The sequence below is a fragment of the Marinomonas flavescens genome, assembly GCF_004352835.1.
GTDB lineage: Bacteria > Pseudomonadota > Gammaproteobacteria > Pseudomonadales > Marinomonadaceae > Marinomonas > Marinomonas flavescens.
Genome location: NZ_SJSB01000020.1, coordinates 19,944 through 32,238, shown reverse-complemented (window position 1 = coordinate 32,238; position 12,295 = coordinate 19,944). Strand labels below are relative to the sequence as shown.

The following is a 12,295-nucleotide window of genomic DNA, read 5'->3' as shown; positions in this document are numbered from 1 at the left end:
TGAGTAAAGCTAAGTCCGAAGAGGAATTATGATGCGCATATCTTATCGATTTGAGCCTTCATCTTGTATCTTAGCTTTTGCTTTTTATCTGCTTACAAATCTAGCATTGGTGTGAAAAAGGGGATAATCCATAAACCGCATATGGTATTCATTTTTTGCAAAGAAGTTATTTTAAATGTCATCTAAAATTCTCTGATACTTCTCTTAACATGCTTAAAAAATGGGATTGTGTCATCGTAGGAAGCCAGCTTTTACGTACACAAAGGCCGATTGGTCGCCTCGTATGGTCTAGTGGGAAAGTGATTTTTTTGAGTAATCCAATATTGATTTCTCGTTCAACTTGACTGGCTGTGATTAACGTCAATCGGTCGCTTTCTATCAATAACTCACGTATCAGAATTTGTGAGCTGGATTCAACAATACGTGTAGGCAAATCAATATTAGCGTCTTTAAATATGTTCTCAAAGGCATTGCGAGTTGGGGTCTCTTTAGCGGGAACCACCCAAGCGTATTGAGTTAGGTCTTGTGCTGAAACTGTTTCTTGTTTCATTAATGGGTGGTCGTTTCGAGCGACAATTGACAGTGACGGTGCCCATAGCTCTTCTTGAATGACGTCGTCAGCTGGTGCTGGATAACGCAATGCACCTAGCATTATATCTATGTCACCTTGACGTAAGTGATGCAATAAATCAGGGTAAGGACCGTCTGTCATATTAATATTCACGTCTGGATGACGTTCGTTAAAACGTAAAATAGATTTTGGTAAAATCGTAGTACGAGCAAGCGGCATGCAGCCAACAGTAATAGTACTGACATCACGAAACTGCAGAGCGTTAATTTCGTAAATACCTTGGCGCAACTCACTAAAGGAAAGTTTTGTTGCTGTAGATAGATTTTGTGCTGCTTTGGTTGCGCTAATACCCAGGCTACTTTTTTCGAATAGTGTCACACCCAGTAATCTTTCAAGGTCTCTTGCCGCTCGGTGTACGGATGATTGTGAAATACCTAGATTACGGCTGGCAATGCTGAAGTTTTGTGCCTCGCATACCGCCACTAACGCTTTTAATTGTGTGGTACTGATAAGGCCAATAAGGTTTTTAGATGGTACATCTTTGTTCGTATTTTCTTTGACGATCGTAAGGGTTGCAGCTTGTAAGTGATTAATAGCACGCGATACACGGTTGTACCAAACATCGCCAGATGGTGTTGCATACATACCATCGGAATGGCGTTCAAAAAGTGCTGCACCCAGTTGGTTTTCTAATTTTGCAATGGCTTGAGTTATTGCAGGTTGTGATAAAAAAATGCTATTGGACGCACGAGTAATGCTCTTCTGTTCGGTTACAGCCAAAAAAACTCTTAGATGACGTAGGTTGGGAATAGGCATTTCCACAGTGCGATCCTTCTCTATATTAGTTTTAAAGACTATATCAAAATCAAATAGCTAAAAAATAAAAAGAACGTTGTTTTTAGTTTCTAGATGTTATTTTTAGAAAAATTTTCTAAAGGCACTTTCTATTTTTCAAATAGAAAAAATCAAAGGGAAATGAAAAAAATATTAGATTCATACATTGATTGTTTGGTTTATTTCGTTTTTCAGAAGGTTTTCTTGTGTGTCTGAGTGTATTTTCCTAATTGTATGTACTTCTGTTCATATCTTCGATTTTTCGCCCTATTATCGGCGATAAAGCGGGTGAACAAGAGGTTTGCTCTAGTACCTAGATCAGCATCATCGTATTATCTTTTTACTTAACAATATTTCTTATGCACTGCTTAGTGTGAATCTCAGCTTATCGAGGAAACTTGTATGTCTACCATTATGGTATTGAACGGCCCGAACCTGAACTTATTGGGTACTCGTGAGCCAGAAATGTACGGCCATGAAACCATCGCGGATGTGGAAGTCTTGTGCCGAGATACTGCCGCGGCGTTAGGACATGATATTGATTTTCGCCAATCTAACCATGAAGGCGTGCTGATCGATTACATTCATGAAGCGGGTCGTCGTATTAAAGAAGGGGAAGTGCTAGGTGTGGTGTTTAACCCAGCCGCTTACACACACACTTCTGTCGCATTGCACGATGCGATTAAAGGGGCCGATGTGCCTGTGATTGAAGTGCATATTTCTAATGTACATACCCGCGAAGCTTTTCGTCATCATTCTTACATTTCACCTGTTGCTTTGGGCATTGTGGTCGGTATGGGCGTACAAGGTTATGCCTTGGGCATTCAAGGGCTAGTTCATAAGCTCAAAGCCTAAACAGATTTGCTATTGGGTTAATGCAAAAAAGACCGTATTGATGAAGTGACATCAATACGGTCTTTTTCGTTTGAGACTGTGCTGTTTTTAATAGCTTAGGCAAACCAATGTCGGGTGCGGTTAATAAACCAAACCAATGACAGCATAACCGGCACTTCTACTAACACACCGACAACGGTCGCCAGCGCAGCACCAGAGTGCAATCCGAATAACGAAATAGCGACAGCGACGGCCAATTCAAAAAAGTTAGACGTTCCTATAAGGCTGGCAGGAGCCGCTTCAGAATGAGGCAATTTGAATTTTCTTGCTAACCAGTAAGAGACGGCAAAAATACAATAAGTCTGGATCAGCAGAGGAATCGCAATCAATAGAATCGCTTGTGGTTTTGCCAAAATAGTTTCAGATTGAAAACCGAATAACAAAACCACAGTGGCAAGCAAACCGACGATAGACCAAGGCTTCATGGTACGTAAAAAAGCATCGAGTCTTGAGTGGTCATTGTTTTTATCTAATGCTTTACGGGTGAATAAACCCGCTAAAAGAGGCACTAATACATATAAAACCACCGCAATCAGTAAGGTGTCCCAAGGCACACTAATGTCAGTCGCGCCGAGTAAGAAACCGGCGATAGGCGCGAATGCGAAAATCATGATCACATCGTTAATAGACACTTGCACCAAGGTATAATTCGGATTCCCCTTAGTCAGCTGACTCCAGACAAACACCATAGCAGTACAAGGAGCAACGCCCAACAAAATCATCCCTGCTATGTATTCTTTCGCGGTTTCTGGATCGACCCAAGATACGAACAATACTTTAAAGAAGAGCCAGCCCAACAGCGCCATAGAGAAGGGCTTAATCAGCCAGTTAATCACGAGAGTCAGTAGAATCCCTTTTGGATTTTTGCCAACGTCTTTAATGGATGAAAAATCGATTTGCACCATCATAGGGTAAATCATCAGCCAGATAAGCACGGCGATCACGAAGTTAACATGGGCGTATTCTAAACCGGCGATCACTGAGAAAGCATCGGGGATTAGACTGCCGATCAGAATGCCACCGATGATACCCAATCCAACCCAGATGGTAAGATAACGTTCAAACAATCCCATGGTATTCGTCCTATATCGATTTTTGATTGACTCGTTTACTAAGTTGTTCTGCGCTTTCGACACGCTCAGAATAACGATCTACAAGGTAGTCTTTTTGATCGCGAAGCAAGAGCGTGAACTTCATCAGCTCTTCCAGTACATCGACAATACGGTTGTAGTAAGCAGAGGGTTTCATACGACCATCTTCTTCAAATTCTAAAAAGGCTTTTGCCACAGATGACTGATTCGGAATCGTCACCATGCGCATCCAGCGACCTAAAATGCGCATTTGATTGACCGCGTTAAACGACTGAGAGCCGCCACTGACTTGCATAACCGCCAGGGTTTTTCCTTGTGTCGGGCGTACGCTGCCGATGCTGAGAGGCATCCAATCAAGTTGGCTTTTCAATATGCTGGTCATCGAGCCATGACGCTCTGGCGAGCACCATACTTGACCTTCAGACCACATCATTAATTCTCTAAGTTCTTGTACCTTTGGATGGCTGTCGTCTTCTGAATCTGGCTGTGGTAAACCCGCTGGGTTGAATATTTTCACGTCGGCACCAAAGGACGTTAATAAGCGAGCGGACTCTTCAATCACTAGGCGGCTATAGGAGCGCTCACGCAGCGATCCATAGAGCAATAATAGGCGCGGTTTGTGGGTGCTTGGTGTGGCGGAAAACTGCTCATGGCTAGGAATGTTAAGTTGCTCATGATTGATGTTTGGTAAGCTGTTTTCAAGTGACGGCATTACTCTTCTCCATTGTGCGTAAGTGGTGTTAGCAGCAATTATTGACGGATGATTTGCAGGACAACAGTTTGTCCAGCGCGGCTTGGTAGTAGTCTTTGTTATGTTGAGCGGTTGCGTTTATTACCGTTTTCGCCCAGTCCGGCAACTCAGGATGCAAACGGTAATACACCCATTTGCCACGCCGTTCGTCTTGCAATATGCCGCATTTACGCAGTTCAGCAAGGTGACGCGAGGTCTTGGGTTGATCAAGCTCCAGCGCAGCCATTAGGTCGCAAACACAGGCTTCATCTGCTTGCTGGATCAGCATGATGGACTTCAAACGAGTATCGTCGGCGAGGCACTTATAAAACTTACAAGGGTTCATATACATATCCGAAAAATAACATATGTGTAATTTCGTATATATTGAAAGAAAAGTCAACAAGAGAAATGTTTAGACGGGTTTGTTCATTGGTAGAGATGCTTCCATGTACAACATCTCGCTCCCCGTGCAAGCGCGAAGAATTGCTCTGGACTAGGGTAAAAGATAATGGGAGGTTAATTATTCGCTGCTATAATCCCGGTGTTGATCCTAGAAAAGTGAATAGTGATGGCGTATGACAGAGGGTTAGAAGAAAGGCTGTGTGAGTACTTTCAAGGGCGACCAGATTTAGACATTAGGAAGATGTTTGGTGGTTTGTGCTTTTTACTGTCTGAGCATATGTGCTGTGTCATCGTTGGTGATGAGTTGATGGTGCGTGTTGGCCCAAAGGATTATGAAAAATATTTAGCCAAGCCTTATGCAAGAGAAATGGATTTTACGGGCAAGCCGATAAAAACCATGGTGTATGTTGCGTCTGCGGGGCTGGAGTCTGATGAGGAATTAAATGGATGGCTTAGTGTTTGCATGTCGTTTGCTGAGTCTTTACCGCCTAAGCGGCCAAAACTAAAAAACAGTCAGTAGCATTAGAGCAAACTAGATCGTGTGATGAACATAAAATTCCATATAAAAAGGGCCTATGATTAAGCCCTTTTAAGATCAGTTACGATTTCTAATGACCGTTTTACTCTCCGAACGCGTTGCGGGTCAGGTTGATTGGTAAATCATCTTTAACCACGACGTTGTCTTCTATACGAATGCCGCCATAAGGCTTGAAGCGTTCGATTAGCTCTAGATCACAGCCATGCTGAGGAATATCCGCCTGCATTTTTTCTAACAGCATTGGTACGAAGTAGAGCCCCGGTTCGATGGTGATGACCATGTCTTTTTTAAGCGTCCGAGTGAGTCGTAAGAAAGGCGAGTTTTTGTCTTTTCTTGTTGTGCCCAACTCATCAATTTGAAAACCGCCTACATCGTGTACCTGTAAGCCAAGTAAATGACCAATGCCATGTGGAAAGAATACTTGTGGAATGGCTTTCGCCATTTGCTCATCGACACTTAATCGGCAGATTTTATGGTCATGAAGAATATGAGCAATACCCACTAATGCCTCTTGATGAATGGCACGATAATCTACACCTGACATGGCGCTGGAGGCTAAACGTTGTTCCATAGTGTCTAAGCTGTTTACCAACGCGCTAAATTCGTCATCATGACGTACAAAGGTGCGGGTAATGTCACTGGCGTAGCCATGTTCATTGGCGCCTGCATCGATAAGCAGAGTCAGCGGACGAGCCGAACGGTTAATGTCTTTGTGCTCGTAATGTAATACCGCGGCGTGTTCATTAACGCCAACGATGCCTGGATAAGGTTCTTGGGCTGCCGTCTGTTGGCTGGCTTGTAAAAACGCCAAATGAATGTCTAATTCACTCATGCCAGCTAAAAAAGCCTCTTTAGCGGCAAGATGGCCTTTTACAGCTCGCTCGGTTGCTAAGCACATAGCATTGATTTCGAAGGGTGTTTTAACGGCTTTTGAAAAATCGACATAGGCGTTTAGGCCTTCAATTGTTTGTGCAAAAGACTGAGGTTGAGGCCCTAACCAAGCGCATTTTTGAGGTAAGCCAGAAAACCATTTGTCGTCTACCCGAGCTGGAGAAATATCCCATTCGTCTTGCCACTCACCGGCAGGAACAGGATTAGGCGCATGCCAAAAATCGTCACGAATAGGCCAAACAATACGTGGCTTTTGCCCGGCTTGAATAATGAGATAAGTGTCGGTATTTAAGGTGAATGGTAACCATTGTTGAGCGCCTGAATAAGCATGAAAAGGCGCAGTATGGTCGTCTTGGAAGTAATAGGTTTTTTGGCCAGAAGCGAGAACAATAGCATCGAGGTTAAAGTGCTGCATTGCTTTGGCGTAGCGAGCTTGTAGCGTCGCGATATGTTCTTGATAAGATGATGTATTCATAGATCGGAACTCGTATTGGTAAAAGGAAGCGTCAGCCAGCCAAATATCAAAAAGGATTGGCGGACAAATTAACAACATTAAGGGGGGAGATTCCAAGCCATTAGGATACATCAAATAGGGGGCTTTGTTTCAGCTCCTTGATACTCTTTTTTGAGTATTTTAAAGTCTCCACATAAACACGTTATTTTATATGGATAGTTGGCTGGTGATAGTACTATATAGAAGAATATAAATGACCAAAATAAAGGTGGTGTGGAATATGAAATCCGTACTTGTGTGGGATTGGCCTATCAGAGTCAGCCATTGGCTTATGGCGTTTTTATTCACGGGGCTGATTGTTACAGGGAAACTTCAAGGTGATCTCTTTCAATACCACTTTTATTTAGGTTATGGCTTATCCAGCGTGATTGTTTTTCGCTTGTTATATGGCCTATATGGCTCTAAATATGCGAAGTTTAGCCAGTTTCTTAAAGGGCCTAAAGCGGTCTTTTCCTTTATGAATAGCATGTTAAATGGCGAGTCTCGGGTCTATCTAGGGCATAATCCAGCCGGTGGGTGGATGGTTGTTATTTTGCTTCTAACATTAACATTTCAATGGGTCTCAGGTTTATTCACCAGTGATGATATTTTTTGGTTTGGACCTTTAAACCAATATGCGTCCAATGACTGGATAGGCCAAATGTCATGGATTCATCATGCTTTACCAAATATATTATTAGCGCTTGTCGGGCTACATATTGCCGCTGTTTTGTATCATGAGTTATGTCTAAAAGAACGTCTTACATTGGCAATGATTACGGGTAAAAAGCGCACTGATATAGCCTCGAATTTTAATATCAAAACTCCGCGTTGGGGGGTTATCTTTTCAATGATAATCGGTTTTTCATGGCTCATTTGGCTATGGACATTACCTGTTTAGTTTTAATTGTCTATACAGGTTTATTGTTTGCTGAATGATACTAGCGATATAATGATGTTACTTAATTGATAAACAGATGGAATACGCTTTGTCTGATCAAACTACAACGATATTAGAACACTTATTTGATGGCTTGCCAGATGTGCCACAGCCTATTTACGCAAAATTAAAGCAAGCCATTTCGCATAAAATTTCCGTGGGTGAATGGCAAACGAATCAACGGGTTCCATCTGAAGCTGAGATTGTTAATTTTCTTGGCGTTAGTCGCATGACTGTAAACCGTGCATTACGCGAATTAACCGCTGAAGGATTGCTGATTCGCCACCAAGGACTGGGGACATTCGTCGCAGAAAAAAAAGCGCATTCAGCCTTGTTTGAAGTGCATAACATTGCTGAAGAAATTGCCGCTCGTGGTCATCAGCATGTATCAAAATTATTAACACTGGAGTCTGCTAGAGCCAGTGTTGAAGAGGCCATGATGTTAGGTGTTCGAACTAATCATGGCATTTTTCGTTCTGTTGTTTTGCATTATGAAAACGATATCCCTATTCAAATTGAAGAGCGTATCGTTAATGCAAGTCGAGCACCAGATTACGACAAACAGGATTTTTCCCAACACACTTCCTACGAATACCTGATGACAACAGCGCCAATGACAGAAGGCGAACATTTGGTTGAAGCTATTTTACCCAGCGAAACAGAATGCGAGCGTTTGCAGATCGCTGCGAATGAGCCCTGTTTACAAATAAAACGTCGTACTTGGGCGGGTGAGGATATTATTACTGCTGCTCGTTTAGTTCACCCAGGCTCTCGCTTTCAGTTATTTGGGCATTTTGGGCGCGGCTGATTCGAGCAGAGCAATATTGTTAATGGTCTGCTATTTCGATCAAAATACCGCAGCCACTGATAAACTGAATAGCGTCTAGATTAATAGCGTGCTGGCTGAGAAGCATCAAACTTTGTGAAGGAATCAAGAGTGTATTTGTTTCGCCTGTCTCATCTGCCTGAAACGCGACAATCGAATCTTCGTTGGCATAAAACCCTGTAAACAATGTTGCCTCATGAGCTAGTGATAAGAACGCTGGGGCAAAGCAGGCTTGTACGGACGAGCGACAATCACTGTCTCGCACCATGATGTTCAAATCTTCAATCACGCCATTGATTAGTCTGGCGTGGGTTTCATCGCCACCGGAAAATCTCGCCATATCAAGCGGCGTAGTCAGCTGATGCTCTGTGGTTTCATCGTTTTCAGAGCTCGCATTACGATGGCTAAGCAGCATGCCATTACCAGACAATAAAACCAGAGTACGGTGCAAACCGCTGAAATCTGAAAACAGGCCATCATCTTTAACAGACGCTTGGCTAATGCGAAAACGCAAGCCTTGCTCATCGTCATGACGCTGTATTTCAAGCGTTTCTCCTAAGCCATTTTTCCATGGCATTCGCAGGTAACTATCTTGTTTAATAATTTGATAGTGAAGCGGAGTATTAAGCGTCATACATCACCTTTTTAATGATTTGGATAAAGGCACATCGGCTGGCTTCTTCCTCTTCGTGGTGGAAGTTTTTGATGCGCTGTTGGCCTGCCACGAATACGTCTTTTACTAGGTTTTTATTGGTCGCGAATAACCAGCGATTAAGTAAGTCTTTACTCTCGCTAGCGGCGATAAACGGCTGGCTTTCATCAAGCACCATAAAGTCTGCGCGATGGCCAACGGCCAAGCCCAAAGACACATCACAGGCTTGATTGCCGCCTAATAATGCTTGCTGGTAGAGATTGTCGCCAACGCTGGTTTGCTCTGGTCGGTATAACCGGTTGCGTTGCTGATCGCGTAAGCGTTGGCCGTATTCTAGAGTACGTAACTCTTCGACGATCGACAAACTGACATGGCTATCAGAGCCAATTCCCCAACGACCGTGTTCTTTTTCAAATTCAACCGCAGGGAAAATTCCGTCACCTAGGTTGGCCTCTGTGGTCGGACAAAGTCCGGCAATCGCTTGGCTGGCGGCGATGGCTTGGCGCTCGGCATCCGTTAAATGAGTCGCATGCACCAGACACCAGCGATCGTTCAAACCGATTTCGTTATGCAGCCATTCCACCGGACGCTGTCCGCTCCAACTCACGCTGTCTTGTACTTCTTTTTGTTGCTCTGCGATGTGAATGTGGATCGGACTTGTTTTGTGAGGCGTCGTATTGAGTGTCTGCAACACGGTGTCAATTTGTGACTTAGTGACCGCGCGTAATGAATGAAAGCAGATCCCTAACTTATGAGTCGCGTGATTGGCTAATTTTTCCGCGCACGCCTGGTGCAAGGTTAAATAAGAATCGGTGGAGTGAATAAAGCGTGCTTGCCCTGCGTTGGGGGCTTGCCCGCCAAAGCCTGAGTGGCTATAGAGCACCGGCAGCAAGGTTAATCCCATGCCTGCGTCATCAGCGGCACTGATGAGTTGATTCGACATTTCACCGAGCTGTCCATAATGCTTACCACCGATGTCGTGGTGTAAGTAATGAAACTCTCCGACTTGGGTATAGCCTGCTTTTAGCATGTCGATGTAGAGCTGCTTCGCAATAATGTGCGCATCGTCTGGAGTGAGTTTTTGGACGATTTTATACATCAGATCACGCCAACTCCAAAAACTATCGTTTGGGTTAAGGCTGACTTCTGCCGCGCCTGCCATGATCCGCTGGAAGGCGTGAGAGTGAACGTTGGCCATGGTCGGCAACACCGGCCCCGACAAAGTAGTGGCCTGATCGGTTGCTGCGCAGTTTGTTGAAAATGAATGAAATCGACCGTTTTTAACAGAAAAAAGCACATTATCCGCCCAACCTGATGGCAGTAAGGCGCGTTCCGCAAAGAAGTGTTGAAGGTCAGAATTGGCTTGATTAAGGCTGTTCACTGTTAATTCCTAGGTTAATTAGAATAGTTTGAGTGTAATAGATAAAATAATGTATATACAAGTTTGTTTTTGTCTGTTTTAAATCGACTTATTTATCAGCTGAATAGAATCCTTGTTTTATAAGGGGTTGACGCGTTTTTTGGTGCTTTTCGTCCGAGTCTGAGTGTATTTTTCCTATGTTTTGTAGAAAAAAGACTTGCAACTATAAATGTTAGATTTTATCTTTATATTAATTGTATATACATGTATGTTCTGTTTTATCTCAAGATGCCTAATTGGCTTTCTTTTAAAAGGTGCAAAAATGACTAAACAAACGATTACTCAAAAACGCTATCGTGCTGGTGTCGTTAAAGCTGCAACGGGTACAAAGCTGACGGCTAAATCTTGGTTCACCGAAGCGCCAATGCGCATGCTAATGAATAACCTAGATCCTGATGTAGCAGAAAACCCAGAAAACTTAGTCGTTTATGGTGGCATTGGTCGCGCCGCTCGTGACTGGGAAAGCTACGACAAAATCGTTGAATCCCTAACTGAGCTAGAAGATGACGAAACCTTATTGGTTCAGTCAGGTAAGCCGGTCGGCGTGTTTAAAACTCACAGCAACGCGCCACGGGTGCTGATTGCAAACTCAAACCTAGTGCCACATTGGGCTAACTGGGAACATTTTAATGAGTTGGACGCCAAAGGTTTGGCAATGTATGGCCAAATGACGGCGGGCTCTTGGATCTACATCGGTAGTCAGGGCATAGTACAAGGTACCTATGAAACTTTCGTTGAAGCGGGTCGTCAACATTACGATGGCAATTTAACCGGTCGTTGGGTATTAACAGCAGGGCTTGGTGGTATGGGCGGCGCTCAGCCATTGGCGGCGACCTTAGCCGGTGCGTGTTCATTGAACATTGAATGTCAGCAGACCAGCATCGATTTCCGTTTACGTACACGCTATGTGGATGAGCAAGCGACGGATTTAGACGACGCACTAGCGCGCATCAAAAAATACACAGCAGAAGGCAAAGCCGTATCGATTGCGCTTTGTGGTAATGCCGCTGAGATTTTGCCTGAAATGGTAAAACGCGGAGTACGCCCCGATATGGTGACCGACCAAACGTCTGCCCATGATCCTTTGAACGGTTATTTACCGATCGGCATGAGTTGGGATGAGTATCGTGAGAAGGCAAAAACACAGCCAAAAGAGATAGTGACGGCCGCGAAGCAATCTATGGCGAAGCATGTTCAAGCGATGTTGGATTTTCAAAAAATGGGCATACCAACGTTTGACTACGGCAATAATATCCGCCAAATGGCGATGGAAGAAGGCGTAGAAAATGCGTTTGATTTCCCAGGTTTTGTGCCTGCGTACATTCGTCCGTTGTTCTGTCGCGGTATTGGTCCATTCCGTTGGGTAGCGTTATCTGGTGACCCAGAAGATATTTATAAAACCGATGCGAAAGTAAAAGAAGTGATCGCTGATGATAAACATCTTCATCATTGGTTAGACATGGCGCGTGAACGTATTCAGTTCCAAGGTCTTCCTGCGCGTATTTGTTGGGTTGGTTTAGGTCAGCGCGCGAAGCTTGGTTTAGCATTTAATGAGATGGTTCGCAGCGGTGAATTGTCAGCGCCTATTGTGATCGGCCGAGATCATTTGGATTCTGGTTCAGTAGCAAGCCCAAATCGAGAAACAGAAGCAATGCAGGACGGTTCTGATGCGGTATCGGATTGGCCATTATTGAACGCTTTGTTGAACACAGCCTCAGGCGCTACTTGGGTGTCTTTGCACCACGGCGGTGGCGTTGGCATGGGCTTCTCACAACATTCCGGTATGGTGATTGTGTGTGATGGCAGTGATGATGCGGCTGAGCGTATTGCTCGTGTTCTTCACAATGACCCAGCAACAGGCGTTATGCGTCATGCAGATGCGGGCTACGATATCGCGATTGACTGCGCGAAAGAGCAAGGCTTGAATTTGCCGATGATTACGGGCAACCAAACAAAATAAAAATCCTAGGCGTTGGTGCGAACAACATTGCAACGCAGAGAATTAAAATT

12 protein-coding genes are annotated in these 12,295 nt (G+C 44.1%); 5 read left to right on the top strand and 7 right to left on the bottom strand.

All coding sequences use genetic code 11. The annotated features are described in order from the left end of the window. Nucleotides 1-178: 178 nt before the first annotated feature. Nucleotides 179-1,387 carry a LysR family transcriptional regulator gene (locus E0D70_RS15705; protein WP_240537169.1) on the bottom strand — a complete coding sequence of 403 codons (1,209 nt, stop codon included), beginning with the start codon at nt 1,385-1,387 and terminating at the stop codon, nt 179-181. A 420-nt stretch (nt 1,388-1,807) separates the two neighbouring features. On the opposite strand from E0D70_RS15705, the gene aroQ reads away from it, so the two are divergent. Next, nucleotides 1,808-2,260 carry a type II 3-dehydroquinate dehydratase gene (aroQ, locus tag E0D70_RS15700; RefSeq protein ID WP_133013227.1) on the top strand — a complete coding sequence of 151 codons (453 nt, stop codon included), beginning with the start codon at nt 1,808-1,810 and terminating at the stop codon, nt 2,258-2,260. A 95-nt stretch (nt 2,261-2,355) separates the two neighbouring features. Here aroQ and arsB read toward each other — a convergent pair whose 3' ends face one another. From arsB to E0D70_RS15685, 3 genes are read right to left on the bottom strand one after another with little or no spacing between them, the layout of a single operon-like run. Continuing rightward, a complete protein-coding gene (arsB, locus tag E0D70_RS15695) occupies nt 2,356-3,372 on the bottom strand; it encodes an ACR3 family arsenite efflux transporter (protein ID WP_133013226.1) in 1,017 nt (338 codons plus the stop codon). Between the two features lie 10 nt (nt 3,373-3,382). After that, nucleotides 3,383-4,102: an arsenical resistance protein ArsH gene (gene arsH, locus E0D70_RS15690; protein WP_133013225.1), complete on the bottom strand. Its 720-nt coding sequence runs from the start codon at nt 4,100-4,102 to the stop codon at nt 3,383-3,385. 28 nt (nt 4,103-4,130) lie between these two features. Continuing rightward, nucleotides 4,131-4,466, bottom strand: coding sequence for a metalloregulator ArsR/SmtB family transcription factor (locus tag E0D70_RS15685; RefSeq protein WP_133013224.1), 336 nt, complete (start codon nt 4,464-4,466; stop codon nt 4,131-4,133). 225 nt (nt 4,467-4,691) lie between these two features. Between E0D70_RS15685 and E0D70_RS15680 the strand changes: the two genes are divergently transcribed. After that, a complete protein-coding gene (locus tag E0D70_RS15680) occupies nt 4,692-5,045 on the top strand; it encodes a TfoX/Sxy family protein (protein WP_133013223.1) in 354 nt (117 codons plus the stop codon). A gap of 100 nt (nt 5,046-5,145) precedes the next feature. Here the strand turns inward: E0D70_RS15680 and pepQ are convergent, their stop codons facing one another. Continuing rightward, a complete protein-coding gene (pepQ, locus tag E0D70_RS15675; RefSeq protein WP_133013222.1) occupies nt 5,146-6,429 on the bottom strand; it encodes a Xaa-Pro dipeptidase in 1,284 nt (427 codons plus the stop codon). A 259-nt stretch (nt 6,430-6,688) separates the two neighbouring features. Between pepQ and E0D70_RS15670 the strand changes: the two genes are divergently transcribed. Both E0D70_RS15670 and hutC read left to right on the top strand, forming a co-directional pair. Next, nucleotides 6,689-7,348 (top strand): cytochrome b/b6 domain-containing protein, encoded by a 660-nt coding sequence (locus E0D70_RS15670; RefSeq protein ID WP_133013221.1) that lies wholly within the window; start codon nt 6,689-6,691, stop codon nt 7,346-7,348. Between the two features lie 88 nt (nt 7,349-7,436). Continuing rightward, nucleotides 7,437-8,195 carry a histidine utilization repressor gene (hutC, locus tag E0D70_RS15665; RefSeq protein ID WP_240537167.1) on the top strand — a complete coding sequence of 253 codons (759 nt, stop codon included), beginning with the start codon at nt 7,437-7,439 and terminating at the stop codon, nt 8,193-8,195. 19 nt (nt 8,196-8,214) lie between these two features. Here hutC and E0D70_RS15660 read toward each other — a convergent pair whose 3' ends face one another. Further along, on the bottom strand, nt 8,215-8,847 hold the full coding sequence (locus E0D70_RS15660) for a HutD/Ves family protein (protein ID WP_133013219.1): 633 nt from the start codon (nt 8,845-8,847) through the stop codon (nt 8,215-8,217). Beyond that, entirely contained in the window at nt 8,837-10,246 is a 1,410-nt protein-coding gene (locus tag E0D70_RS15655; RefSeq protein WP_133013218.1) for a formimidoylglutamate deiminase, read from the bottom strand. The genes E0D70_RS15660 and E0D70_RS15655 overlap by 11 nt, the downstream gene beginning before the upstream one ends. 301 nt (nt 10,247-10,547) lie before the next feature. Between E0D70_RS15655 and hutU the strand changes: the two genes are divergently transcribed. Next, nucleotides 10,548-12,245 (top strand): urocanate hydratase, encoded by a 1,698-nt coding sequence (hutU, locus tag E0D70_RS15650; RefSeq protein ID WP_133013217.1) that lies wholly within the window; start codon nt 10,548-10,550, stop codon nt 12,243-12,245. The last annotated feature ends 50 nt before the right edge of the window (nt 12,246-12,295 follow it).

Excerpts from the sequence above, each read along its gene's own strand:
- hutU (WP_133013217.1), top strand. The coding sequence starts at position 10,548 with ATGACTAAACAAACGATTACTCAAAAACGCTATCGTGCTGGTGTCGTT.
- E0D70_RS15660 (WP_133013219.1), bottom strand. The coding sequence starts at position 8,847 with ATGACGCTTAATACTCCGCTTCACTATCAAATTATTAAACAAGATAGT.
- E0D70_RS15680 (WP_133013223.1), top strand. The coding sequence starts at position 4,692 with ATGGCGTATGACAGAGGGTTAGAAGAAAGGCTGTGTGAGTACTTTCAA.
- arsH (WP_133013225.1), bottom strand. The coding sequence starts at position 4,102 with ATGCCGTCACTTGAAAACAGCTTACCAAACATCAATCATGAGCAACTT.
- E0D70_RS15685 (WP_133013224.1), bottom strand. The coding sequence starts at position 4,466 with ATGAACCCTTGTAAGTTTTATAAGTGCCTCGCCGACGATACTCGTTTG.
- E0D70_RS15670 (WP_133013221.1), top strand. The coding sequence starts at position 6,689 with ATGAAATCCGTACTTGTGTGGGATTGGCCTATCAGAGTCAGCCATTGG.
- pepQ (WP_133013222.1), bottom strand. The coding sequence starts at position 6,429 with ATGAATACATCATCTTATCAAGAACATATCGCGACGCTACAAGCTCGC.
- E0D70_RS15705 (WP_240537169.1), bottom strand. The coding sequence starts at position 1,387 with ATGCCTATTCCCAACCTACGTCATCTAAGAGTTTTTTTGGCTGTAACC.
- aroQ (WP_133013227.1), top strand. The coding sequence starts at position 1,808 with ATGTCTACCATTATGGTATTGAACGGCCCGAACCTGAACTTATTGGGT.
- arsB (WP_133013226.1), bottom strand. The coding sequence starts at position 3,372 with ATGGGATTGTTTGAACGTTATCTTACCATCTGGGTTGGATTGGGTATC.